Source organism: Sphingopyxis sp., assembly GCF_016704835.1.
GTDB lineage: Bacteria > Pseudomonadota > Alphaproteobacteria > Sphingomonadales > Sphingomonadaceae > Sphingopyxis.
The window spans coordinates 676,800-702,639 of sequence record NZ_JADIZJ010000021.1 but is presented as its reverse complement, the minus strand read 5'-3'; the positions used below and the strand labels follow the sequence as shown (position 1 = coordinate 702,639).

Here is a 25,840-nt window from a genome sequence, read left to right as displayed (position 1 = left end):
GGGACTGCCCGATGACAAATGGAGGATTAGCCGAGTCGAATTGAACGGAGCCGGAATGCGCCGTTTATTTTCAGGACATTAGTGTCGCAATTTGTCGCCGCCAAACGACGAAACGGCGCCGTCTTGCGACGACGCCGTGCAACCTTTGTTAATTGGGGGATTAGGTCAGCTCGATCGCCACCGCGGTAGCCTCGCCACCGCCGATGCACAGGCTTGCAATGCCCCGCGTCTTGCCGTGGCGCTGGAGCGCCGCGATCAGCGTCGTGATGATGCGCGTGCCGCTGGCGCCGATCGGGTGGCCGAGCGCGGTCGCGCCGCCGTGGACGTTGATCTTGTCGTGCGGAATGCCGAGGTCGTGCATCGCGAACATCGCGACGCAGGCAAAGGCTTCGTTGACTTCGAACAGGTCGACGTCGCCGATGGTCCAGCCGGCCTTGGCCAGCACCTTGTTGATCGCGCCGACCGGGGCGATCGTGAAATCCTTGGGTTCCTGCGCGTGCGCGGCGTGCGCGACGAGGCGCGCGACGGCCTTGGCACCCTTGGCATCGGCGACCGACTGGCGGGTCAACACGACCGCGGCGGCGCCGTCCGAAATCGACGAGCTGGTCGCCGCAGTGATCGTGCCGTCCTTGGCAAAGGCGGGTTTCAGCGTCGGGATCTTGTCGGGCATCGCCTTGCTCGGTGCTTCGTCGGTATCGACAACGATATCGCCCTTGCGGCCCGCGATCGTCACGGGCGCGATTTCGGCGGCAAAGGCGCCTTCGGTGATCGCGGCTTTGGCGCGGCTCAGCGACGTCAGCGTGTAATCGTCCTGCGCCTGACGGCTGAGCTGATAGGCATCGGCGGTATCCTGCGCAAAGGTACCCATCGCGCGACCCGCTTCATAGGCGTCTTCCAGCCCGTCGAGGAACATATGGTCATAAGCGGTGTCATGGCCGATGCGCGCGCCGCCGCGGTGCTTTTTGAGCAGATACGGCGCGTTGGTCATCGATTCCATGCCGCCTGCGACGATCAGGTCGACGCTGCCCGCGGCGAGCGCTTCGGCGCCCATGATCACGGTCTGCATGCCCGAACCGCACACTTTGTTGACGGTGGTTGCCTGCACCGATTTGGGCAGGCCCGCCTTGATCGCAGCCTGCCGCGCCGGCGCCTGGCCGAGCCCGGCGGGAAGGACGCAGCCCATGTATATGCGTTCGATATCGTCACCGCTGACGCCCGCGCGCTCGACAGCCGCCTTCACCGCAGTCGCACCGAGGTCGGTCGCGCTCGCGTCCGACAGGCTGCCCTGCATGCTGCCCATCGGGGTGCGGGCGTAGGACAGGAAGACGACGGGATCGGTGGCGGTCATGGGACAAGACTCCGTAAGGGAAAACAGGTTCGGCGGGTCGAATAGCGGATATGCTGCAACTGCGAAAGGGGCTGAACCGAGATAGGTAGCCGGTTTCATCTTGCAACCCGCCGCGGCTCATGATCAAACAGGCGCAACAAAACAGGGAGACGGGCAATGGCGACGGTCGCAACGAACATCACCGGCGAAACGCAGCGGATGAGTCAGGTGCTCGCGGCGCAAAAGGCGAGCTTTACCGCGGCGATGTCCGAAAGCCTTGCGGTACGGACCGATCGCATCGACCGTGCGATCGCGCTGCTCATTGATCATGCCGAGGACTTCGCGAAGGCCGTGAGTGAGGATTTTGGTCATCGCAGCCGCGAACAGACGCTGATGACCGACATCATGCCGTCGGTGAGCGCGCTCAAACATGCGAAAAAACATCTGGCGAGCTGGTCGAAGGGCGAGAAGCGCAAGCCCACTTTCCCGCTCGGGCTGCTTGGCGCCAAGGCCGAGGTTGTCTATCAGCCGAAAGGCGTCGTCGGCGTCGTCGCGCCGTGGAATTTCCCGGTCGGCATGGTGTTCGTGCCGATGGCGGGCATTCTCGCAGCAGGCAACCGCGCGATGATCAAGCCGAGCGAGTTCACCGAAAATGTGTCGGCGCTGATGGCCCGGCTGGTCACCGAATATTTCGACGAAAGCGAAATGGCGGTGTTCACCGGCGACGCCGACGTCGGCGTCGCTTTCTCGAAGCTCGCTTTCGATCATATGATCTTCACCGGCGCGACGAGCGTTGGACGGCACATCATGCGCGCCGCGGCGGACAATCTTGTCCCCGTGACGCTTGAGCTCGGCGGCAAGTCGCCGACCTTTATCGGGCGCAGCGCGAACAAGGATCTCGTCGGCCAGCGCGTCGCACTCGGCAAGATGATGAACGCCGGGCAGATCTGCCTTGCGCCCGATTACCTGCTCGTCGCCGACGATCAGGAAGGCGCGGTGATCGATAGCGTGACGAAAGGTGCGGCTGCGCTCTACCCGACCTTGCTCGCCAACGACGATTACACCTCGGTGGTAAACACGCGCAATTATGACCGGCTGCAATCCTATCTGACCGACGCGCGCGAAAAGGGAGCCGAGGTGATCGAGGTCAATCCGGGCGGCGAAGATTTCGCCAGTTCGAACGGCCACAAGATGCCGCTCCACATCGTCCGCAATCCGACCGACGACATGAAGGTGATGCAGGAAGAAATTTTTGGCCCGATCCTGCCGGTCAAGACGTACAAGACGATCGACGACGCGATCGATTATGTGAATGCCAACGATCGCCCGCTGGGGCTCTATTATTTCGGGCAGGACAAGAGCGAGGAGGACCGTGTGCTGACGCGGACGATCTCGGGCGGTGTAACCGTCAACGACGTTCTGTTCCACAATGCGATGGAGGATTTGCCGTTCGGCGGGGTCGGGCCGTCGGGCATGGGCAATTACCACGGCGTCGACGGCTTCCGCACCTTCAGTCACGCCCGCGCGGTGTATCGCCAGCCGAAGCTGGATGTCGCCGGGCTGGCGGGCTTCAAGCCGCCCTATGGCAAGGCGACGGCGAAGACGCTGGCGAAGGAATTGAAGAAGTAGGGAAAGACACCTTGCCTCGTGATTGTGAGGAGCGAGGCGATGACGTGGTATTAGGCGGCGGGCCTCAATCCTGCCCGGCGATCTTGATGTCCTTACCCAGCAAAGTCTTCACATACACCCGCTGCACGAGCACATAGACCACCACCGTCAGCGGCGCGGCGAGCAGCACGCCGAGGAAGCCGAACAGCACCCCCGCCGCGACCACCGCGAACAGCAGCACCGCGGGCGGGACGTCGACCGCCTGCTTCTGGATCATCGGTTGCAGGAAATTGCCCTGCAACTGCTGGATCACCAGGAACAGCACCAGCGTCCACAGCGCGGTGGCAGGCGATACGGTGAAGGCGAGCAGCACCGCGGGGATGCCTGCGATGATCGGGCCGATCATCGGGATGACGTCGAGCAGCCCGGCGATCAGGCCGAGCCCGCCCGCGGCCGGTACCCCGAGCAGCGCCAGCCCGCCGCCGGTCAGCGCCACAACGACGAGCGATGACACGGCTTGTCCGACCATCCAGCCCTTCAGCCCGCGCGCGGCGTCGTCGAGCGCGAGCGATGCGGTTGCTTCGGCCTTGGCGGGCATCAGCAGCAACAGGCCGCGGCGATAGGTGGCGGGGTCGCTGGCGAGAAAGATCGCGGCGACCAGCACCAGCACAAAATCGGCGATGCCGCTGCCCGCCGCCAGCGCATATCCACCGGCTTGCGACACGAGCTGCGAGATATCCTTGCCGCCAACCTCGGCGAGTTCGCGCACGCGGGTGCCCAGCCCGTAACGATCGAGAAACGCCTCGACCCCTTGCAGCGCCCGCGGCACCTGCTCGCGGATCGTATCGACTTCGCTCGCGAGCTGCGATCCGAACAGCACGAAGGCACCGGCAAAGATCGCAATAATCCCTACGACCGAACCGGCGAGCGCAAAGCCGCGCTTCATTCCGGTTCGGCGGACAAGCCAGCTGGCGATCGCGTCGAAGATCGCGCCCAGCACGATCGCGGCGAACACCAGCATAAAAAAGCGGGTCAGCGTGATCGCCAGCCAGGCGACCCCGATGATCGCGATGACGGTCACCGCCGCCATTGCGATCCGGCCGGCCGTGAAGGTCGGCGTGGTGGTGTCGGGCTTGGCGCGGGTCGATGGCGCGGGACGGATCGATGGGGCAGCGGCTGCCTTGGGCTTGTCGGTCATGGCACCGTCTTATGCACGATGCCGCTTATCCACTAGACTAAAACCACCTTTCTGTGGCAACGGCTGCTCCGCATCGGTCGTCCGGCGGGAATCAGTTCCGGCCAGACCGCCGTCCACGGGCCCCTGTGGTGAAATTGGTAGACGCGCCGCACTCAAAATCGCCTTCTACCTAAAAAAATTAGCCAAAAACCCCGTAAAACCAACGGTTTGAGCAAGGCCAAGACTCCGAAAAAGACTTACACAAGTCTTACACACTTTGGAGTTTTCACAATGCCCGTTGAGAGCCATATTTTGATGGACGGCGCGCTCCACGTCTATCGGCGTGTGGGGAGCCGTTTCTGGCAATGCTCGACCTACCTCGGCAGCCGCAATCACCGGCAGACGACCAAGGAGGAGAGCCTTGCCGCCGCCAAGGATTTCGCGCGCGACTGGTATATGGAGCGCTGCGTCGAAGACCGTCAGCGCCGTCGCGGCGGCGTCTCTCTGTTAAGCGGTTCCGCCCAGCCTGTTGCCGCCGAGCCGGGCGCGGTTGTGGAAGGCCGTCGTCGTCCAAAGCCGATTGGCCCCAGCTTCGAGGATGCTGCCAAGGCGTTTGCCAGTGAGTTCGAGGTGATCACAATGGGCGAGCGCAATGCCGGCTATGTGAAATCGAAGTCCGACATCATCCGCGTTCACCTGATGCCCTTCTTTGGCAATACCCCCTTGGAGGAAATCACGGCGGGTAAGGTTCAGGAATATCGCGCGCACCGCCAATCGTCGCGGCTCGACGCCAAGACCGGCAAGCCGAAGAAACCGGCTCGCGCGACCTTGCACCACGAGATCGTCACGCTCCGGCAGATATTGAAGACTGCCAATCGCAAGGATTGGATCGCGGCGATCCCGGATATGTCCGCACCCTACAAGACGTCTGGCAAAGTGGAGCATCGCGCCTGGTTCTCGCCCGAGGAATACAAGCTGCTCTACGAGGCGACGCGCGAGCGGGCGAAGAACCCGCCCAAGCCGCGCTGGCGCGAAGTCTGCGAGACCTTTCACGACTATGTGCTGTTCATGGGGAACACTGGGCTTCGGCCCGATGAGGCATCGCGCCTTGAGCTGCGCGACGTCAAGATCGTGAATGACGAATCGACCGGCGAGCGCATCCTGGAAATCGAGGTGCGCGGTAAGCGTGGCGTCGGCTTCTGCAAGTCGATGCCGGGTGCGATTATGCCTTTCGAGCGGGTTCGCAAGCGTAAGGGACTCAAGCCGACCGACCGAATTTTTGGGAAATCGCCGCGCGAGTTGATGAACACCGTACTCGACGAGCTTAACCTGAAATTTGACCGCGATGGTCATATCCGCACCTGCTACAGTCTGCGGCATACTTACATCTGCCTTCGCTTGCTCGAAGGTGCGGACATCTATCAGGTCGCCAAAAACTGCCGCACCAGCGTCGAGATGATCGAGAAATATTACGGACGGCATTTGAAGAACAACATTGACGCCTCGGCAGTCAATGTTCGCAAAGTGCGCCCCAAACCCGTTGCGACTGCTAAGAAGGTAGCGAAGTCAACGAAATAAGCTGCATAGTTCGCTTTTGACGTTGCGCATTTTGATCGCGGCGCTATAGGGCTGTCGCAACGCGGGCGTGGTGGAATTGGTAGACGCGCGGGATTCAAAATCCCGTTCCGCAAGGAGTGTGGGTTCGATTCCCACCGCCCGCACCAGCCCTCTCGGCATGATCCATTTACGACACCGCACGGTGGCGGGATCATGCCCGAGCGGGGTATGGCGGCCCATACGGGCCGCGCCCCGCGTCAGGCGAAATGACAATCGAACGGCATTGTCATGCTGGCCATTGGAATCCCGGACGGGATTCGGCCATCGCCCACATCGGCTCCGCGAAGCGCTATCTGAACTCCAAGATAGTTTGGGTCAGCAATCCCTGTGCAGACGGACCAGATCGGGTTAACTATCCACCATGGATGAAAAGTTTCTCAGCCTGCCCTTGGAGATTCAAGTTGCCCTTGGGAGCGGCTATCTCGCATATGCTCTCGCTTATCTCGGTATAAAAGACCATCATAAGCCAATAGACACCGCGTTTCGGACCGTTGCTTTTGGTCTTTGCGCTACTTCTGTCCTCGCCTTGCTCCCCGCGACTTATGGAGTCTGGCGTATCGCTGCGGCCATTTTGGCCTCGCTGATCGGGGGCGCGCTGTGGCGATACTGGATCGCTGACGGTGTGCAGTGGCTGATCCGTAAAGGCGATTTATCGTGGTCCGACGAAACGCCCAGCGCGTGGTCGAAAATAACGCTGCATAATAGCCGAACCTATGTGAGTCAGATAAGCATCCAGCTTGATGACGATAGCTGGCTGTTCTGTGATGACACCCGGAAATTCGCCCAAGCGCCTTACGGGCCGTGTGTGCTCGGCCCAAATGGCGACGTGGCGATCTATGCCACTCACAAATGCCGACCAGGCGAAGATTTTGTCGAAGACGCCGATGTCCACGACCTCCATCATGGGGATAAGCTGACTTATGTTCCGGCAAACAAAATCCGCCGCGTTTCGTTGCGAATGCTGAAAGGCGCTAAACCTTCGGCGGCGGGGGTGGAGGCGTCTCCGGCGGTGGAGGCGGCGGTGCCTTAGGCGATTGGGACCGCTTTTCCGTTTCCTGATCTGATCTAAGACGGTCCATGAAAGTCACTTGCTCGGCGGTGGGGGCGGAGGTGCTGGCGCAGGCTGTGGTGGGGGCGCTTTGGGCGTATTTGCCTTTTCCAAGCTATCGGAATCTTCTTTTCCGGCCATGTCATTTACTCGGCTTAGGGGGTGGTGGACGTTGGGACGTCGTTTGTGTCGGCGGCTTTGGCTGTGCCGAATCTTGAGCCATTGTCCCAGGTCGAGATGTGTTTCGCTTAGTCATTTGCTAGGCTTTGGCGGCGGAGGTGGCGGCTTTGGCTGTGTCGGTGGAGCTTTAGGTTGCGTCGAAGTGCCTGGATTTGGTCGGTTGCTATCGTTCATCCTAACCTCACATGTCGTAACTCCGATCAGCACTTCCTCAACGTATGAAGGAGGGGCTTTCGGTTGCGCCGAACAGGGAGCCGTGTCTTCGCCGGGCAAGCAAACGCCAAAAGCAATTCTTTCGTCGCTCATGTTTCCATCCCGTGCCCAGTTGCCGACATGCTGCGCGGCTCGCACGGCAAAAGTCTTAGCTGTTGCAATCGAGAACGTAAAGGGAACTGAGGTATTGTTCTGTGGGTAGTGTGCGGTATGTAGGCGAGCGGCTTTTCGTCTATCTGAATGAGGCAACTCTGATCGATTGGCTATCGCTTTATCAATCATTTTTATGCTACATCGTGATTGATAGAAAGGCATCCTGTCGATCATGCGCTGGAACTGGCAACTTCCCGACTGGCCCGATTTCCGCTTCGACGCGGATCGCATCCGTGTGTCGGAAGAGCAATTCCTGAAAGGGTCCGGTGTCGTCATTGGGGCGTTGCATCACCTTGACGCCGATGAGCGCGATGGGCTGACCATCGAACTCATCTCGCAGGAGATCGTCGATAGCTCCGCCATAGAGGGTGAAATTCTCGACCGCGCGAGCGTACAGTCGTCGCTCGCGCGGCATCTGGGCTTTGCCGCCGATCAGCGTCGCGCCAGTGCGGCCGAGGCCGGTGCCGCCGAACTCATGGCCGATGTCTATCGCAACCACGCCGTGCCGCTTGCTGACCAGACTCTGTTCGCGTGGCACGCCATGCTGATGAACGGTCGCCGCGACATTGCCGATGTCGGGCGCTACCGGACGCATGAAGACGCCATGCAGATTGTCTCAGGCGCGCTTCACGCCCCCCGTGTGCATTTCGAGGCACCGCCGTCCGCTACCGTCCCGCTGGAAATGGCCCGGTTCATCGCGTGGTTCAACGACAGCGCGCCATCGTCACCGAATCCGCTACCCGCGATCACCCGCGCCGCGATCTCGCACCTGTGGTTCGAGAGCATCCATCCCTTCGAGGATGGCAATGGCCGGATCGGACGCGCGATTGCGGAAAAGGCCTTGGCTCAAAACCTCGCAACCCCGACGCTGACGGCACTCGCGGAGACGATCAATCGCCACCGCAAGGCCTATTACGCCGCGCTCCAGCTCGGCAGCCAGAGCAACGACATCGACGCCTGGCTGACATGGTTTGCCGATATTGTCATCCAGGCGCAGGCACGGACGATCACCCGCATCCGCTTCCTGATCGACAAGACCCGGCTGCTCGATCGTTTGCGCGGGCAAATCAACGAACGGCAGGAAAAGGCGCTGCTTCGCTTGTTCCGCGAAGGGCCGGACGGATTTGTGGGCGGGTTGAGCGCCGGGAATTACCGGACGATCACCGGGGCTAGCCTTGCCACCGCGACCCGCGATCTGGTGGATCTTGTCGGGAAGGGTGCGCTGATCCGGGCTGGTGAGCGTCGCTATGCACGTTATCGGCTTGCTATCGATACCGAAGTTCAAGGCAAATGAATGCGATGCCTGCTTTGTCGATTGCGAGTAATCGCCCACGACGTCTAAAGACAATCCGTGTCAGATAACGATCAAATCGAATCCTTCATTGCCGAATGGGCGCCAACCGGCGGTTCCGAACTCGCGAACACGCAAAGTTTCGTCAACGGTCTTTGCGCGCTGATCGGCGTCGATCCGCCCAAGGGAAGTCGCACCGATGACACCCACAACGATTATGTGTTCGAGCGTCGCGTGTTCCAGAAGGAAGCCGACGGCACCGAAAGTTTCGGCCGGATAGACGCCTACAAGCGCCACTGCTTCGTTCTCGAAGCCAAGCAGGGCAGCGACGCTGACCGCAAGGCCGCCGAACAAGGCGAAGCCGACCTCGACATTTTCGGCCAGACCGCTGCCGTGCGCTTCAAGCGCGGCACCGCCAGGCGCGGCACACCCACCTGGTCAAAGGCGATGGTCGAGGCGCGCGGGCAGGCCGAACGCTATGCAAAGGCGCTGCCGATCGATCACGGTTGGCCGCCCTTCCTGCTCGTCACCGATGTCGGCCACTGCATCGATGTCTATGCCGATTTCAGCGGCACGGGTAAGCAATACACCCAGTTCCCCGATGCTGCCCGCTTCCGCATCGCGCTCGACGATTTGCGGAGTGAAGATGTCCGCGCCCGCCTTGGCACGATCTGGACCGACCCGCTCAGCCTCGACCCGTCGAAGGAAGCCGCGCGCGTCACCCGCGAGATTGCCGGGCATCTGGCAGAACTTTCCAAGCGACTCGAAAAGCGCGAGCAGAACCCTACGCGCGTGGCCGATTTCCTGATGCGCTGCCTGTTCACGATGTTTGCCGAAGATGTGCAGTTGATCCCGGAAGGCAGCTTCACAAACTTCCTTACCCGGATGAAGAAGCGCCCGGAGAATTTCGCGCCGAACCTGTCATCGCTGTGGCAGGCGATGGACAAGGGCGGACTGGCCGGGGTGCTGGGCGAGGCGGGCGAAACCGTACTGCGCTTCAACGGCTATCTGTTCAAGGATACCACCGCCATCGCGCTCAATGCCGATGAAATCGGCCTGCTGATCGAGGCGGCGACGCACAAGTGGAACCATGTCGAACCGGCGATCTTCGGCACACTGCTTGAGCGCGCGCTCGACGGCAAGGAGCGCGCTAAATTGGGCGCGCATTACACGCCCCGCGCCTATGTCGAACGGCTGGTGATGCCGACGATCATGGAACCGCTGCGCGCAGATTGGGCCGGCGTGCAGGCCGCCGCCGGTCAGTTGATCGAGGCGGGCAAGGCGAATGAAGCCCATGCCGTGATTGAGAAGTTTCATGCCCAGCTCGCGCAGGTCAAGGTGCTTGATCCTGCCTGCGGCACCGGAAATTTCCTCTATGTCGCGCTCGCCCGGATGAAGGAGCTGGAGGGCGAAGTCATTGGGCGGCTGGCCGAACTCGAACCCGAAGGTGAGAAACAGGCGGTGGCCGAGCTGAGCGGGCACACCATAACGCCCGAGAACTTCCTGGGGATCGAGATCAACCCGCGTGCAGCGGCGATTGCCCAGCTCGTGCTGTGGATCGGCTATCTGCAATGGCATTTCCGGGTGAATGGCGAAGGCAAGGTGCCGCCCGAACCGGTGCTGCGCGACGTGAAGACCATCGAAAACCGTGATGCTTTGCTGACTTGGGACAAGAAGGTTCTGGAGCGGGACGAACATGGGAAGCCGCTTACCCGCTGGGATGGCGAGACGATGAAGGTTCATCCGGTGACGGGCAAGAATGTCCCTGACGAGGATGCGCGGGTGGAGGTGGAGCGTTACGTCAAGCCGAAACAGGCCAAATGGCCAAGGGTCAATTTCATTGTAGGGAATCCACCGTTTATCGGGAGCAAGAAAATTCGAGACCGTCTTGGAGACGGATATTTTGAAGCACTTCGCAATTCTTTCGACAACCTGCCGGGTGACAGCGATTTTGTGTCCTATTGGTGGGCCAAGGCGGCGGAGCTAGCCGGTCAAAGGCTCATTCGTCGGTCTGGATTGATAACGACAAATTCGCTCAGCCAATCGGCAGGTCAGGCCATGATCGCGTCTGCCTTTGGAAGTGCAGATCCAATTTCCATCGTGTTTGTTGTGGCAGATCATCCGTGGCGAGATCCCGAGACAGACGCCGCAGTTCGCGTCGCAATGACGGTTGTTTCCGCTGGCGTCCATGAAGGTCGCCGATTGGCGGTATCGGATGATGGCAAAGCTTTGATCAGTGCCGAAGAACGCGGCTACATCAATCCTGATCTTTCTGTTGGCGTAGCGGCATTTGCATCTGCCGCTCTGAAGGCCAACCAAGATATGTGCTTCATGGGCGTAAAGCTCGCGGGTGACGGGTTTCGCCTGACAGCAGCCGAACGCGAAGAGTTCGTTACGGCTGGCGCAAACCCGAAGCTGCTTCCCGGCCTCATCGCAGGAAACGACATTACGCGCCGCCTGCAAAACAGATACGTTATTGATGTATTCGGTTATTCGGAAATGAAGCTGAAGGCCGAACAACCAGCGCTCTATCAGCGTCTTTTCAACACTGTTCTACCTTCTCGGAAGGAATTGAAGCGGAAGAGCTATCGCGACAACTGGTGGATTTTCGCCGAACCGCGCCCAGCGATGCGCAAGGCAATCTCTGGCCTATCGCGAGTCATCGCAACGTCCGAGGTTTCCAAGCACGCAACATTCGTTTTTGCTGACCCAATCGCCAATCAATTTGACGGGTCTGTGATCGTGTTCAGCACTTCCGATGCTTTCCATTTGGGAGTTCTGAGTTCGCGAGCGCATGTCGTTTGGAAACTGAACCTTGGTGGCACCCTTGAGAACAGGCCGCGATACCAAAGCTATCGCTGCTTCGACCCTTTTCCCTTCCCGGACGAAGTCCCCGAGCCGCTCAAAGCCCGCGTTCGTGCCGAGGCCGAGGCGCTCGACGGCTTGCGCAAGCAGGTGCTTGAGCGTCACGACGACCTAACCCTAACCGGGCTATACAATGTGCTGGAGGCGCTGCGCGCCAATGACGGGAAGGGCCGCACGCTGACTGAAAAGGAACGCGACATCCATGATCGCGGTCTGGTGACGCTGGTTCGTCAGCATCACGATGCGATCGACGCGGCAGTGGCCGAAGCCTATGGCTGGCCCTCCGATCTCTCGGACGAAGACATCCTCACCCGGCTCGTGGCGCTCAACAAGATCCGCGCCGCCGAGGAGGCTAAGGGTCTGATCCGCTGGCTCCGCCCTGAGTTTCAGGCCCCCGGCGCTGTCGCGCCGCAGGTCAACGCCACGCTCGATCTCGGCGATGCTCCCGCCGCCGCTACCGCGACGATCATCCCCTGGCCCAAGACGCTGGCCGAGCAGGTCAGCACCGTTGCCGCGATCCTCGCCGCATCGCAGGCACCCAAACATCCCAGCGAAATCGCCCGCGCTATCAAGGGCACCAACGCCAAGGGCGTTACCCCAGTGCTGGACGCGCTCACCGCCATCGGCCAGGCGCGGAAGTTGGCTGACGGGCGGTTTGCTGCGTGAGCAAGTCACGGCCCCATTTCCAGGATTCGATTGCCCAGCTTGAGCAACGTGTCGAAGAGCATCGCTCTGATCGGCAGCGGCTGGAGATCATCGCCGCCGAGTTGCAGCATCGCGAGACGGATCGTGCTCTTCGCCTCCGCGCCAAGATAACGGCCATTCTCGATGGATTGGAGTTGGGTTTATCCCTGCAACCAACATCCCCCTCAGCTTTGCCGGACACGCCGCGCCCGGATTCGGGCCATGCACATCCGCGAATCCATCGCCGAAATCGCCTGGAAGCCATTCGAGCCAAATTGGAGATCGAACCGGAGCCAGCGGCTCAGGCTCGCGCTCCCGTCGCGCCGCTAGATATTCAAGAACCGCCTGCATCCGAATTGACGGAGCCGACAGTTCAGATTGACCGGAGTCCCATGCACGCCGCCACGCCCCGAACTGCCGATGCGGAAGATCCACTGATCCTGGCGCGAATGCTGGACCTGATCGACTATGTAATCGCGGTCGAAAAGGACAAGCTCAAGCTCGTTACCGATGTCGCCGATCATCGCGCACTCCACCGCACGCATGACGAATTGGCGGCACTTCCAGGCATCGCCTTCAACCGGGTGTCGGGCGAAGATGTCGCGTTTCTGACCGTTGATCGCCTGAATCGAAAACCGCCGCCGGAACCTGCCGACCAGCGCCTCAAGGCCTGGTTGGTCCTGTCAGATGACCCTGCCCGCGAGCCGCGCTTGCGCGAGCGGCTGACAGCAGCCGAATGTCAGGCAGCCGAAATTGTACGGGATGACGAAGCAGCCGGCCTCGACCTGGATGACTACGCCGAAACCGACGCAGTGCGTGACAGACTGGCTGCCTATGTCGCCGGGCCGTGGGCCGACTGGGTCAACGCCGAAGTGCCCCGCCGCAAGACGATTGCTTTTTACGGCGCGCTCTTCGCCTTGCGACAGGCTCTGGCTGCACCCGATGGCATCCCACAAGAACTGGTTTGCGGCTTGGGCTATGCCACGCTCGTCCGCAGCGGCAAGTGGCTGCTCTATCCGTTGCTAACTATTCCGCTGGACATCGAACTCGATCCAATCAGCCACGTCATTGCCCTCGTTCCGAGGGCCGAAGCCCGACCCGGAGTGGAGGCTGACCCGCTCGACGCCTTGGGACTTGCCCAAGTGGACGTCTGGCGAAGGCAGGCGGTGCGCCACATCGAGGAGCTGGAGGACGATGCCCTCTCGCCCTATATTCGCGCTACGTTCGAGCCGATCCTGCAGAATGCCGCCGCCTTGCTCGATCCGGGCGCGAGTTATGCCAGCGGTGAGGATGGCAGCCCCTTACCCTTGCCTCTTCCGGGGCCAGAACTGCGCATCACAGATGGCTTTGCCTTCCTGCAGCGCGAGCGGCGAGCAACCCAGCTGATGGCTGACCTGCTGGCGTTTCGTGATTTGCTCGAAAACAGCGAAGGCAACATAGCGATCCCGCCCGCCATCGCGGCGCTGTTTACCGATCCGTCGCGCGATTTGCAGGACGAAAATTTTCCGACGTTCCGGGGCATCAACAGCATTCCTGGCGCTACGTCCTCTGATGGCAGCGGCGAAGAGCTCTTTTTCCCGAAGCCGTTCAATGCCGAGCAGGTCCAGATTGCGCAGCGTCTTGCGGTGCGCGATGGGGTTGTCGTGCAGGGTCCCCCCGGAACCGGTAAAACCCACACGATTGCCAATATCATCAGCCACTATCTGGCGACAGGGCGGCGGGTGCTGGTGACTTCGCAGAAGTCGCCCGCCCTGCGCGTGCTACAGGACCAGCTTCCCCCGCAAATCCGCCCATTGGCGGTAAGCTTGCTCGACAGCGACCGTGAAGGCCTCCGCCAGTTTCGCGGATCAGTCGATCTTATTTCGGAACGGCTCCAGCACCTGCGCAAATCCGAACTCGACGCTGAAATCGCCAGCCTGGAAGCCAAGATCGACGGTTTGCATCGCCAGCTCGCCGGGAATGATCGTGAAACCGAACAGATCGGCCGAACGGCACTATCGAAGCTGGAACTGGACGGGCAACGGATCGAATCACTCGACGCCGCGCGCGAAGTGCTGGCCGCTGGGGAGGATGCGACCTGGTTGCCAGACGCGATCGGTCCGGCAGCGCAGTTCGACCTGCGCTTTGGCGATGAAGACATCGCCGCCCTGCGCGTCGCGCGGCAAGCCGTTGGCGATGACCTGTCCTATCTTGGCAAGACGCTGCCACCGGTCGACTTGCTGGCCGACGTCGATGCCATTCTGGCTGCGCATGACAGCCTCCAGAAGGCGGCGAGCATAGAGCAGACGATAGCGGATGGTGCGGTGTGGCGATTGCTGGATACCCAGCCTGAAACGATAACGCTGACAGAAACAATCGAGCAGCAACTTACCAAGTGGAATCAACGCCACCTGGACCTTACCAATTCTGTCGGTGCGCTCGACACAGCCCTTTCGGAACTGATGAGTTATGCGGGTGACCCGATCCGCGAAGCCTTGTTCCAGCTTCGCGATGAGGCCAGCGGGCTTGAGGAGGATCAGCGCTTCTTTCTCACCAGGCCTGTCGGGCTCCCGGAATCCTGTCTCGACGATCCGCGTTTTCGCACAAGCGTCGCCGACTTGGCCGAAGGCGGCACAGGTCTCGGCACCATTGCCGGTCTATTCGCACGTACGACCAAGACCCATATTGCGGCGGTCAGACTCAAGGGCATGGCTCCCTCGGCGGCCAGCGATTGGGACGCAATCGCGCGATACATTGATGCGACCGACCGGGCGCAGGGTTTCGTTCAGAGCTGGAATCATGCTTGCTCAGGCACAGGCTTGCCCCCGATCACGGTGACCGGTCCGGCAGCGGGCCGAGAAGCCCTGAACCTGCTTGACCGCCTCGATGCGCTGTCATCGCTTGAAAGCGAAGCCGAGCATCTGACACACGTAGTTCGCGCCCTACTGCCGCGCTGGCGCGGGCCGATCAGCCGTCACACCGATCCGGGTGACGTTCTCGACTGTCTCCACATTCACCTCGAACTGGCCCGGTTGCAGGCCGCGCGTTCAGTGCGAAAATCGCTGCTTCAGGCAATTGGTCGCGGCGATAGTCCTGTCCATGACGATGTCCGGACATTGGCTGCTCGAATTGGTGATGAAGCCCTTCCCAGGCCGGATCTGGCGACAGATGTCGCGCGCTGCTCGGCGCAGATCGCCCATTTGCATGGGCTTCAACAAGATTGGGAAGCGATCCGGTCCGTGACTGGCCAGATCAATGAAAGCGGCGCTCCACTGTGGGCCGAGCAACTGTTATCAATTCCGCCGGGCGCTATCGATCCACTTTGCCCTGGCGATTGGCGGCAGCGCTGGCGACTGCGACGCCTTGACCGTTGGCTGGACGATTCCAACCAATCGGCCCGATTGCGTCAACTGCATAAAGAACGTGAGCAAGCGGAAGCCGATCTTTCCAAGACTTACATCCGTACGATCGAACAGCGGACCTGGCGGGCGCTCAAGGAAAAGGCCTCTCCAAGCGTGATGCAGGCCTTAGCCGCCTATGCGGTTGCCGTTGGCAAGATCGGGCGCGGAACTGGCAAGAGCGCAAATCGTCACCGCAAAACCGCGCGCAACGCCGCCGACGCCGTGAAAAGTGCCTTGCCTTGCTGGATTATGCCGCACAGCCGCGTGTCGGAATCCCTGCCTGCCGAACTGGGCATCTTCGATTTGGTCATTGTTGATGAGGCCTCGCAGTCGACCTTGTCCGCGCTCCCCGCGCTCTTCCGCGCAAAACAGATTCTCGTTGTTGGCGATGACAAACAGGTCAGCCCAGACAATGTCGGCTTGAACATGGAGCAGTCCAACACGCTCGCACTTCGGCATCTTTCGGCACAAGTTCCCTTGTTCATTGAGCCGATGCGGCAGGAAAGTTCACTATACGACCTCGCGAGCGTCATTTTCGGTGCGGATCGCTTCATGTTGCGCGAGCATTTTCGCTGCGCCGCCCCCATCATCGAGTTTTCGAAGCGGCAATTTTATCGCAACGAACTGTGCCCTCTGCGTCTCTCAAAGGCATCGGAGCGGCTCGATCCTGTGTTGTCAGATGTTCTAGTTGTCGATGGATATCGCAAAGGGCGCGGCAAAACCAATCCGCCAGAAGCCGACTATATTATCGAGGAATTGCAGCGCATCGCAGGCGACCCATCATTCGATGGGCGCACCATTGGTGTAACGACCCTGCTGGGAACCGAGCAGGCGGCATTGATCTACAGCCGGATCGAAAACGAGCTCGGAATTCCCTTCATCGAGAAATACCGGGTCAGGGTGGGCGACCCTGCAACTTTTCAGGGCGACGAACGCGATATCATGTTCCTTTCCATGGTCGCGACGCCAGGCAATGCCGCGGCTTTAAGCGGTCTACCTTTTGAACAACGATTCAACGTCGCAGCGTCCCGAGCGCGGGAGAGGATGATCCTCGTCCGTTCAATCGAATTGGATCAACTTAGCCCCAGCGACAAATTGCGCCGGGCATTGCTTGAACATTTTCGCTCTCCATTTCCCAATGATACCGAAGAGGCTGCCGACGCCCGGCTGCGCTGCGAATCCGATTTTGAGCGCGAGGTCTTCGATGCCTTGCACGATCGGGGATATGCCCTCGACACGCAGGTGCGTGTCGGTCAGCATCGCATCGACATCGTGGTTGAAGGTGATGATGATCGCCGCCTCGCGATCGAATGCGACGGTGACCGCTATCATGGGCCCGAGCAATGGCCCGCAGACATGCTGCGCCAGAGAACCCTTGAGCGGGCCGGATGGCGATTTTGGCGCTGCTTTGCATCGCGCTTCGTTCGTGAACGGCAGGCAGTTCTCGAAGAACTATGCAGGCTCTTGGACTCGCTGGACATCAAACCCAGAGCTGCCGATCGGCGATCCACCGTTTACACCGAATATAAAGAATGGCGCTCTGACGATTCTGCGGAGGAACCCGCCAAAATGGATAGGGATGAGCAAGATCCGCCAAACGCGGACGTCAGTGAGGCATCGCCAGAATCGTCCATTCACCTGCCATTGATCAATGACACTCCTGTCGCCGAAGATAGCCTCACGCCAGATCCTAAGATTGCGCCAGCAATTGAAAGATTGCGAACGACGGAAGGGCAGATACAGGAGGTCATCCTCCAGCTCATGAGCGATGGGAAAATTTGGACCAATGCGCAATTGAAGCAGAGGATTCCCGAAATAGTGCTGCTGACACCGGGCGATCGGCAGCGTTCTCCGTCCCGTCCTCGGGAGGAAAAATGGGAAGAGCTCGTCAACAACGCGCTGACCCGAACGGGCCGCAGCAACTCCCTGTATGCGCGCGGCCTGGTGGAAAATGTGGGTGTTGGGCAGCATCGACGCATCGGCGATGAGCAGCAGGCACAGGAATTGAAGGAATAACCGGTGAAGATTTCTCAGGCACTCGACAAGATCGACGAAAAACAGCTCTTTGTTCCGGCCTTTCAGCGAGAATATGTCTGGAAGCGCGATGATGCCAAGCAACTCGTCGACTCACTGATCAAGGAATATCCGACCGGCACCATGCTGACCTGGGAAACCAACACGCCGCCGGAATTGAAGGGGTCGCATAAATACAACGAGAAGCAGGGTGCCGTCCGCATTTTGCTCGACGGCCAGCAAAGGCTGACCACACTTTACATGCTCATTCGCGGCGACTTGCCGCCCTATTACACCGCCCCGGAAATCCTCAATGACACGCGCGGCCTTTATGTGAACGTCGAAACGCGGGAGCTGGAATATTACAAGAAACTCAAGATGGAGAATGATCCGCGTTGGCAGAACCTGACCGACATTTTCCAGCGCAAGGTCCGGGCCAAGGATGTTGTTCGCTCCTTGGAGGACAGGGGCGAGGAGGTCCCTCGTGAGCGCGACGACCTGATCGACGACAATGTGAAGTCCATCGAGAACATCCTAGACCGGGAATTTCCCGAGCAGACTATCCCGGTGAAGGCGAGCATCCGCGAAGCCATCGACATCTTTTACAAGGTGAACGCCAGCGGCGTTTCGCTGACCGAGGCGGAGTTGGCCCTGGCGCAGATTTCCGGATACTGGCCGCAGGCTCGCGACATTTTCAAGGCGAAGCTGACCGAACTGGAGAAACGCGGATACACCTTCAAGCTCGATTTCATCGTCTATGCCTTGCTTGCCTGCCTGTATCACTCCGGCTCGAACATGCACTTCCTGCATGATCAGAAGAATGACGGGCCGATTCAAGAGGCATGGAAGAAGCTGGGATCCCAGACGCTCGATTATGTCGCCAACATCATGCAATCCCACGCCTTCATCGATCACACCGACGAGGTGAACTCGATTTACGCGCTGGTCCCGATCATTGCCTATTGCTTCCAGCAGGACGGGCATCTGACCGGCTTGCAGATCAAGAAACTGGTCAAGTGGTTCTACTACGCGCAAATCCGGACGCGATACGTCAGCCAGCTTCCGCAAAAGCTTGATCGCGACCTCAAGGTTGTGAAGGATCAGCCCAACCGTTCGATGACCTGTTGCAGATCATCAAGGACGAGCGGACCCTTGAAATCAGCCCGGACGAGTTCGTCGGCCGGGCGATTTCGCACCCACTTTACCCGATGATGCGCTGGTATTTCAAAAGCAAGGGAGCGACTTGCTTCACGACCGGCATCAAGCTCTCGCAGTCGATGGGTAAGAAATATGCGCTTGAGAACGATCATATTTTCCCGTTCTCGAAGCTCAAGGCTGCCGGATACGGGACCGACAACCGCATCAAATATGCGCTCGCACAGGAAATCACCAACAGGGCAATTCTGACGCAGATAGCCAATCGCACGAAGAGCGCGACCAACGCGGAGGATTACCTCGCCGAAATCGCCGACAAGAATCCGGACTCGCTGGCGCGTCAGTGCATCCCTGACGATCCCGAGCTTTGGAAGCTGGAAAACTATGAACGCTTCCTGGAGAAGCGGCGCGAACAAGCAAACCCTGCGCTGGGACGTGAACGAAGGCCGGGTCAACATATAACTCGTAACGGTGGTCGTGAAGACCATTGCGGCCTTCGGCAACAGCTTCGATGGCGGAACCTTGCTCATCGGTGTGGCCGACAGCGGCGACGCAGTGGGGCTGGAGCAGGATTTCGCGTGCCTCGGCGACGCTGACAGGGATCGCTTTGAGATCCATTTGCGCAATCTGTTCGCCCACGCCTTCGGCCAGAACTTCACGGCTGGAAAATTGAAGATCAGCTTCCCCGAGGTTGCGGGTGTCGAAATCTGTCAGATCGAGGTTCGTCCGTCCGATGCGGCAATCATCGTGTCCGGCAAAGACAAGAATGGCGTCGGTTACGAGAGGCTGTATGTTCGCAGCGGCAATTCGTCGCCAGAGATGCCATTAAGCGAAATCCCGGCCTTCCTGTCGAAGAGATTCAAGGCTGCTTAGATTTGTCGAGTTGCGGCTTCGTTGCGCTGCCTTTCGGCAACCCGCTCTATTCGCTAGCGCGAACCAAGCCTGTAGTCTTGGCCCTTCGGGTGACGATCGGGAGCGCGGGCAAATGAGCGGGATTTTCTAAGGACGCACTCTGTCCCGCGCTGCGCGCTCCTGAGGGTGCGGCGTTTTTTGGCTGACCCGCAGGCACTCTTGCCTCACTCCTGGCCGGACGCCCGCTGGCCCACAGGCCCGGGCGCAGGACGTCCGGCTGGCGTCGCATCGTGCAAGGGTGCCGCTTTTTGTTAGGCCGCTGCGCGGCGATATTCTTTCAATGATATTCGACTGATTGCGGACGGCGCGGGTGCGCCGGCGCTTTTGTGGCCGTCCCCGAAGAGGGGGATGGGCGGCGCTTCCGGCTAGGCCCGTCGCGCTCAGGCGCAACCCGCAAGCGGGTCTTTCACTCTGTTACAGCCTTACAGGTGCGCCTGATCGCGGCGGGCCTCTTGGTCGCTCTTTGCCGCCCACCCCCCTCTCCGGGGGCGGTGTGGTTTTGGGGCGAGGAGGCTGTGATGGCGGTTGGCAATCGGAAACGTGGCTTTGGTGGCCCAGCTACAAAGAAGACCAAGGCGGGGCTGCGCGCCGCGCGCGGGGGCGATACGCTCCGCGCTTCGCTTTACGACGAGGTGACGGCGAAGATCATCGCCCAGCTTGAGGCGGGCCTGTTCCCTTGGGCGCAGCCGTGGAACTCGGCGGCAGCGGTGCCCGGTCTTCCCCGTAACGCGGTTTCGGGGCGTCCCTATTCGGGCGTCAATGTTCTCATTCTGTGGGGCGCGGTCATTGAAGGCTGCTACCCGTCGCAAGATTGGTTGACCTTCCGGCAGGCGCTGGCCGCTGGCGGACGCGTCCGCAAAGGTGAGCGCGGGCATACGATATTCTACGCCGACCGCTTCACCCCCGACGATGGGCGCGAGCGGGGCGAAGGTGCAGAGGGTGAACCCCGTTCCATTCCGTTCCTCAAACGCTTTGTCGTATTCAATGCCGCGCAGTGTGACGGACTGCCGGAGCGGCTGACAGCCGACCCCACACCGTTACCGCCCCGCGAACAGCATGACAGCGCGGAGGCATTGATTGCCGCGACGGGCGCAGATTTCCGCATCGGCGGGGCGCAGGCCTATTATGACATTGGCGGCGATTATGTGCAGGTGCCGCCGCAACCAGCGTTCACCCATCAAATCGACTTCTACCGCACGGCCCTGCATGAGGTATGTAACATCGCAAGTGTCCTCATTTCGAGGACAGTCGATGGCCTTTGCGCGCTGCTGTTTCCCAACCATCGTACGGCCTGCTGTGCGATTTCAGGACGGGAGTCCTGATCATGCGCAGCAAAGAACGCACCGATATATACACGCGCGTCACCAACGAGATCGTTGCCGCCATCGAGGCAGGGGCGGGTTCGTGGACAATGCCGTGGCATCACGATGGATCAGCGACCTCGCGCCCCGTCAACGCCGGTACCGGCAAGGCTTACCGGGGATCCAATATTCTCAGCTTGTGGATCGCGGCGCAGGCTGCAGGCTACAGTTCCGGACGCTGGGCCAGCTATCGTCAGTGGCAAGCGCTGGGAGCCCAGGTTCGCAAGGGCGAGCAGGCCACCACGATTGTCTTCTGGAAGGTCAACGATCGCGGCGAGGATGCCGATGATCGCGATTCCGAGCAAGAGGGACGGGGCCGCGCTCGCATGTTTGCGCGGGGGTACAGCGTTTTCAACGAGGCGCAGGTCGAGGGCTATGCTCCACCAACCATCGATCTCCTGTCCGACGATGCGCGGATGCGGAACGCCGATATCTTTTGGGGCAACCTTGGCATTGAGTGCCGGCATGGCGGCAACGAGGCGTACTATATTCCTTCGGAAGATCGCGTGCAGATGCCACCCTTCGCACAGTTCAGGGAGCCTGCCGCTTATTATGGCACGCTTTTCCATGAAGGCCTGCATGCCACAGGAGCGGCGTCCCGCTGCGACCGTGATCTGTTCGGCAGGTTCGGATCGGACAGATATGCAGCGGAGGAGGCCATCGCAGATCTGGGAGCCGCCTTGGTCATGGCCGATCTCGGTATCGCACACCATCCGCGACCGGACCATGCGGCGTACATCGCGTCCTGGCTACGTGTGCTCAAGGCCGATGCTCGCGCGATTTTCACGCTGGCGAGCAAAGCCCAGGCGGCAGCTGACTGGATGCATATGCAGCAGCCGGAACAACTCAGCGTGGCTGCATGATGGCACCTGCGGTGGGTGCCTCAGGCATTCGCCGCAGGAGCGCCGTGAGCCGATCCTCTGCGCTTCGGGCTCGGTGCAACAGCGTCAGGTTCTCGCTGGCGAGTTCGCGCCGCTCCTCGGCGTGACGCCGGGCATCGGCCCTGAGGTGCGTCAGCTCGGTCTCGAGCGTGGCGATGCGCGCTGCCAGGTCGCGTGCGGGCGTGCCTGGTCCTGCGGCAGCTTCGATCTCGTCGAGGATGTCCCGATGGCTCGTATAGAGCGGATTGCGACTGCGTCCCGCTTCGCGCGCGACCGAAGTCGGCGTGATCTTCACCACGCGTCCCGCATGGTCGGCGTGGCGCCCTTCGCCGCGCACCAGCCTCGCCAGCGCCGCCCGGTAGCTCCTTGCCGCGGATTGCCAGCGCTGCCCCTGATCATCCTTGCCCATCGTCATCTCCGATTTGCGTGAGCACCCGCTCGCATTGTCCGATCGCCTCATTGAGCACGGCCGCCGTCATCGGATTGGCCTCCGGCAACAGCGCAGCATTGCGTCTCCGGCGATCCCGCCAGTAGGCTCCGTGCTTCGCTTCGATCACCATGTTGGCGCATGAGAGGCAGACCGCCGGCGCTCGTCCGGCCTCATTCGGTTGCAGTTCGCCGCCGCAGCGGGAGGTCTCCTGCTGGAACACGCACCAGCCATAGTCGCAGGCATGGATGCGAAGATCCGTCTCCTTGAGGATGAACGCAACATAGTCTCGGCGTACCTGTTCGCCCGCGCGGCCGCGGAACCGGGCGTTTCCGGCGACGATACGTTCGCCCATCTTGCCGCCGAGCCGTTTCGCGGCGAGCAGGCGATCGAGTGCGGCTGCGGTTTCGGCGCGGGCTTCGTGGTCGATGAGGCCATGCAGGTCGAAGTCGTTGCCGACGTAGCCCCGCGCGGTCATGGCAACGGAAGCATGCTTGAAGTGCTCGGCCAGGCCCAGAAGCTGGGTACGGTCGCGCCTGGCAATAAACCGGGCAAAGGTCTTGCGGAACTGGTGCGTGCTGAACCTCCAGGGTTTCCCATCATGATCGGGGATGCCGACATGCCGCGCAAAGTCATTGATGCGCCAGGCGATATGCATGTGCGTCACCGGCACGATTTGGCCATACTGCGTGTTCTTCACCAGGAACAGATCGTCGCGGCCCGAGGCTTCGCGCAGCGGCGCGCTCAGCTGCTCGAGCAGCTCCACCGCGCGCACGACCGGTGCCGGGGCAACCCAGCGCTCCCTACGGCCATCGAGATCGTCGACAGTCTTGAACAGCCGGGACACGACATATGCCTGATTAACGCCGGTTCCGCCGATCGGGTGATGCTCGATTGCCCCTGTTTTCATTGACAGGATTTCGCTCGACCGCATCCCGACGAAGCCCGCGATCAAGATATAGCACGCCTCGACGAGGTGGACGGCGGCGTGCCGAACTGCATAGGCGCCATCGAGCCGTTCGCCCGATGGTCCGGCCAGCGATGCGAGCCTCAGCGCCGCTCTAACATGGTCAGATGCCTGGCGCTTGCCGCGCCGCAGACCCTGCGCTCGCGCTTCGCGGCGGATCGTTTCGGCTGCGACGATCGTATCGCCATGCTCCTCGACCCACCGCAGGGCTTCGCTCAGGATTGCAACGGCCACGTCTTCGGGGATGAACGGTATGACGCCCTTGGTCGCCCTGGTGTGGCCGGCGGCCTCATAGGTCGTTTCCAGCGGCAGCGGATCGACCAGTGGCGCATCGTTCAGCTTTTCTCGCTGACGATAAAGGTCTTTGATCACGAGCAGATAGTTCGTGATTGTGGCAGTTGAGATATTGCCTTTGTCTCCGCCGGCGCGTGCAGGACGACAGCGCAACCATTTGCAGAGTTGTTCGACCGAAGCTGGATCGATCCCGGCAAAGCGCGAGTGTCCTTCGCATGCCATCCATTCCAGCAGCGCGCGCAGCAACATTGCTTTGTGATGGATCGACGCCGGAGACGACCGTTTGCGCCCTGATGGAGGATGATAGTGCATCGACCAGAGGAAGTGCTTGGCGGCGCGGACAAGCTGAACATGATCACTGTTCCCGATGCGCGTGTGCTCCGGCATGGCCAACGCCCAACTGAACCGCTTCTGATCCGCGCGGCGACCCGCAGTGCGGATATCGAGCCGCCATTCATCGTCGCCGAACCGGCTCCACGGAGAAAGCCGCGCATCCTCCCAGGATGGCGACGACTGCGTGAGTGGGTGGGGGTGCTGGTTCATTCGACTGGCGGCAGCTGCGGCAGTGACATCCTCGAAACTGCTTCGAGCATCGCCTCGCAGAACCGGGGCAGGATATCGCGCTCGAGGATTTCCAGCTTGGGTGCATAAAGCAGCCGCCAGCGTTCGGGAGCCATGGCGGCACGCGCGTCGGTGAGCGCTGCCCGCGTCGCCAGCAGGCGAACCAGCACGTCCTCGTTGAGCGGGATCACGGCATTGGGGCAGGTGAAGCATCCGAGCCAGGCCGTACACAGCTCGCCCTTGCGCTGTCCCTCGGCAACGCCGGCAAGGGGATCGCTACAGATAAATCCGGCTGCGGTCGCGTGGCGCAGATCGGGAAGCACCTCCATCCCGGGCGGGGATTCGGCATCGCCCCGGACCATTTCCACAAACCGGGCTTGCAACCTGCCGATTGCCAGCGCTTGCGCCTTTCGGACGCGGGGCCGGTCCACATAGCGCTGTGTCGTGTCTGGAGTAGCATGGTTGGCCAGCACTTGCGTCTTCAGGATGTCATGCCCGAGCCGCTCGTGCGCTAGTGTGAGCCCCGATGCGCGCAGCGCCGCCAGCGTCAGTTTGAGCGGCTTGCTATCGTCGCCCAGCAGGCCATGGCGCTCCACAAACCGCCGGGTAAGTTTCGTGGCCAGATAGCCCGGGATCACACCGACTCTGCGAGACCCGTGTATCATCCCGGTGAGGAAGAGATAATTCTGGTCGCGGCGTGGCGTATGCGGCACCAGCCTTTCGGTCATAGCCAGAACCTGATCGATCAGCACGGGCACCGAGGAGCTTTTGTCGCGCAGGAAGCTGCGGCGCTGTTCACGTCCCGCGCGCCCCTTGCGCCAACTGACCAGAACCCTGCCTTCGAGCAGCAGATGCTCGCTCAGGCAGTCGCGCTGCATCAGCCTGAGCGCCTCGGCATTTGCAAAGGTTTGCGCGCCGATGGCGACCATATAGGCAACGATCGTATCCGGCAGCGCAAACAGCCGCCCCGCGATTTCGCCCATGCCACCGTGGCGGATCATGGCGAAGTGGAGATGCCAGAGGCCCGCGCCCTTTCTCAACATGTCGCCGACTTTGGGTGGCACGCCGCCGAACCGACCGTCGATCACCGCGAGCATGACCCCGATATCGTCGAGATCGAGCTTGGCGAGGTCGGGTTCGGAGACAATGGCCTTGCGATCGACCCGAGCCAGCGCAGCGCGGCCTTCCTCGAACAGTGCCCAGGCTGTTTCGATGTCCCGATGGGCCGCCGTGAGTACGCGTTCCATTTCATCACGGCTCAGTGCCTCACGCTGGCGCGCTTCCGCATTCTTGCGGGGGAACGGATTGAACGGGATTTCGAGTTCGGGGTGAACCAGGTCGGGCCGGTTGCGCTTGAGCCAGGCCATGTGCTGCTTGATGATCGACCAGACAGTATACCGTGACCCCTTGCTCCAGGGCCTCGTGCCGAGCCAAACGATAAACGCATTGAGAATGCCGCTATCGACGTCGCGCGTGGCTAAGATGGCGGAATCGTATTCGGCAAGGAACGCAAACCAGAACTTCAAAGTACGGAACGCTGAGCCTCTGTTGGCCGGTTGTTTGGCAGCATAGTGATGCCGGAACGCGAGCGCCCACTCGGCAGCCATCGTCGGCCGATCGAAGATCGAGAAGTCGAACGCGCATTCGAGCTGGCCGTCGGCATCTACGACATTGACCAGCAATGCGCCCGGATTGCCGATCAGCGGCTTCGGCGATGGCTCGACCC

Annotated in this window: 16 protein-coding genes, 1 tRNA gene and 1 pseudogene; 13 read left to right on the top strand and 5 right to left on the bottom strand. The window is 60.9% G+C overall.

Going from position 1 to position 25,840, the window contains the following annotated elements:
• Positions 1-160 precede the first annotated feature (160 nt).
• A complete protein-coding gene (locus IPF76_RS18465; protein WP_293846953.1) occupies positions 161-1,348 on the bottom strand; it encodes an acetyl-CoA C-acyltransferase in 1,188 nt (395 codons plus the stop codon).
• A gap of 156 nt (positions 1,349-1,504) precedes the next feature.
• Between IPF76_RS18465 and IPF76_RS18460 the strand changes: the two genes are divergently transcribed.
• Positions 1,505-2,956 (top strand): coniferyl aldehyde dehydrogenase, encoded by a 1,452-nt coding sequence (locus IPF76_RS18460; RefSeq protein WP_293846951.1) that lies wholly within the window; start codon positions 1,505-1,507, stop codon positions 2,954-2,956.
• Between the two features lie 64 nt (positions 2,957-3,020).
• Here the strand turns inward: IPF76_RS18460 and IPF76_RS18455 are convergent, their stop codons facing one another.
• Positions 3,021-4,133: an AI-2E family transporter gene (locus IPF76_RS18455; protein ID WP_293846949.1), complete on the bottom strand. Its 1,113-nt coding sequence runs from the start codon at positions 4,131-4,133 to the stop codon at positions 3,021-3,023.
• A gap of 270 nt (positions 4,134-4,403) precedes the next feature.
• On the opposite strand from IPF76_RS18455, the gene IPF76_RS18450 reads away from it, so the two are divergent.
• The 12 genes and pseudogenes from IPF76_RS18450 (at position 4,404) to IPF76_RS18390 (ending at position 21,847) form a co-directional block, all read left to right on the top strand.
• Positions 4,404-5,690: a site-specific integrase gene (locus IPF76_RS18450; protein ID WP_293846947.1), complete on the top strand. Its 1,287-nt coding sequence runs from the start codon at positions 4,404-4,406 to the stop codon at positions 5,688-5,690.
• Positions 5,691-5,751: 61 nt separating this feature from the next.
• Positions 5,752-5,836, top strand: a tRNA-Leu gene (locus tag IPF76_RS18445).
• A 254-nt stretch (positions 5,837-6,090) separates the two neighbouring features.
• Positions 6,091-6,759 (top strand): hypothetical protein, encoded by a 669-nt coding sequence (locus tag IPF76_RS18440; protein WP_293846945.1) that lies wholly within the window; start codon positions 6,091-6,093, stop codon positions 6,757-6,759.
• Between the two features lie 736 nt (positions 6,760-7,495).
• Positions 7,496-8,617: a Fic family protein gene (locus tag IPF76_RS18435; protein ID WP_293846943.1), complete on the top strand. Its 1,122-nt coding sequence runs from the start codon at positions 7,496-7,498 to the stop codon at positions 8,615-8,617.
• A 57-nt stretch (positions 8,618-8,674) separates the two neighbouring features.
• Positions 8,675-9,328: pseudogene (locus IPF76_RS21010) on the top strand (type IIL restriction-modification enzyme MmeI); the annotation flags it as partial.
• 78 nt (positions 9,329-9,406) lie between these two features.
• The gene (locus IPF76_RS18420) at positions 9,407-12,145 is read left to right on the top strand and encodes a DNA methyltransferase (RefSeq protein WP_293846937.1); all 2,739 of its coding nucleotides are present in this window, start codon (positions 9,407-9,409) and stop codon (positions 12,143-12,145) included.
• Positions 12,142-17,559: an AAA domain-containing protein gene (locus IPF76_RS18415; RefSeq protein ID WP_293846935.1), complete on the top strand. Its 5,418-nt coding sequence runs from the start codon at positions 12,142-12,144 to the stop codon at positions 17,557-17,559. The genes IPF76_RS18420 and IPF76_RS18415 overlap by 4 nt, the downstream gene beginning before the upstream one ends.
• Positions 17,560-17,562: 3 nt before the next feature.
• Positions 17,563-18,768 (top strand): DUF262 domain-containing protein, encoded by a 1,206-nt coding sequence (locus IPF76_RS18410; RefSeq protein ID WP_293846933.1) that lies wholly within the window; start codon positions 17,563-17,565, stop codon positions 18,766-18,768.
• Positions 18,681-19,307, top strand: coding sequence for a hypothetical protein (locus IPF76_RS18405; RefSeq protein WP_293846931.1), 627 nt, complete (start codon positions 18,681-18,683; stop codon positions 19,305-19,307). The genes IPF76_RS18410 and IPF76_RS18405 overlap by 88 nt, the downstream gene beginning before the upstream one ends.
• Entirely contained in the window at positions 19,189-19,584 is a 396-nt protein-coding gene (locus tag IPF76_RS18400; protein ID WP_366499743.1) for an ATP-binding protein, read from the top strand. The genes IPF76_RS18405 and IPF76_RS18400 overlap by 119 nt, the downstream gene beginning before the upstream one ends.
• Before the next feature lie 557 nt (positions 19,585-20,141).
• Entirely contained in the window at positions 20,142-20,945 is an 804-nt protein-coding gene (locus IPF76_RS18395; protein WP_366499742.1) for an ArdC-like ssDNA-binding domain-containing protein, read from the top strand.
• A 2-nt stretch (positions 20,946-20,947) separates the two neighbouring features.
• Complete coding sequence (locus IPF76_RS18390) at positions 20,948-21,847, top strand: zincin-like metallopeptidase domain-containing protein (RefSeq protein WP_293846929.1); 900 nt, start codon at positions 20,948-20,950, stop codon at positions 21,845-21,847.
• On the opposite strand, the gene IPF76_RS18385 is transcribed toward IPF76_RS18390, so the two are convergent.
• From IPF76_RS18385 to IPF76_RS18375, 3 genes are read right to left on the bottom strand one after another with little or no spacing between them, the layout of a single operon-like run.
• On the bottom strand, positions 21,831-22,274 hold the full coding sequence (locus IPF76_RS18385) for a hypothetical protein (protein WP_065847809.1): 444 nt from the start codon (positions 22,272-22,274) through the stop codon (positions 21,831-21,833). The two genes, IPF76_RS18390 and IPF76_RS18385, sit on opposite strands and share 17 nt — an antisense overlap.
• A complete protein-coding gene (locus IPF76_RS18380) occupies positions 22,261-24,096 on the bottom strand; it encodes a hypothetical protein (RefSeq protein WP_065847803.1) in 1,836 nt (611 codons plus the stop codon). Before IPF76_RS18380 ends, IPF76_RS18385 begins: the two co-directional genes overlap by 14 nt.
• Entirely contained in the window at positions 24,093-25,796 is a 1,704-nt protein-coding gene (locus IPF76_RS18375) for a site-specific integrase (protein ID WP_293846921.1), read from the bottom strand. Before IPF76_RS18375 ends, IPF76_RS18380 begins: the two co-directional genes overlap by 4 nt.
• Positions 25,797-25,840 lie beyond the last annotated feature (44 nt).

Coding starts and splice junctions, on each gene's coding strand:
- IPF76_RS18465 (WP_293846953.1), bottom strand. CDS start 1,348: ATGACCGCCACCGATCCCGTCGTCTTCCTGTCCTACGCCCGCACCCCG.
- IPF76_RS18455 (WP_293846949.1), bottom strand. CDS start 4,133: ATGACCGACAAGCCCAAGGCAGCCGCTGCCCCATCGATCCGTCCCGCG.
- IPF76_RS18440 (WP_293846945.1), top strand. CDS start 6,091: ATGGATGAAAAGTTTCTCAGCCTGCCCTTGGAGATTCAAGTTGCCCTT.
- IPF76_RS18390 (WP_293846929.1), top strand. CDS start 20,948: ATGCGCAGCAAAGAACGCACCGATATATACACGCGCGTCACCAACGAG.
- IPF76_RS18435 (WP_293846943.1), top strand. CDS start 7,496: ATGCGCTGGAACTGGCAACTTCCCGACTGGCCCGATTTCCGCTTCGAC.
- IPF76_RS18450 (WP_293846947.1), top strand. CDS start 4,404: ATGCCCGTTGAGAGCCATATTTTGATGGACGGCGCGCTCCACGTCTAT.
- IPF76_RS18395 (WP_366499742.1), top strand. CDS start 20,142: ATGGCGGTTGGCAATCGGAAACGTGGCTTTGGTGGCCCAGCTACAAAG.
- IPF76_RS18380 (WP_065847803.1), bottom strand. CDS start 24,096: ATGAACCAGCACCCCCACCCACTCACGCAGTCGTCGCCATCCTGGGAG.
- IPF76_RS18385 (WP_065847809.1), bottom strand. CDS start 22,274: ATGGGCAAGGATGATCAGGGGCAGCGCTGGCAATCCGCGGCAAGGAGC.
- IPF76_RS18460 (WP_293846951.1), top strand. CDS start 1,505: ATGGCGACGGTCGCAACGAACATCACCGGCGAAACGCAGCGGATGAGT.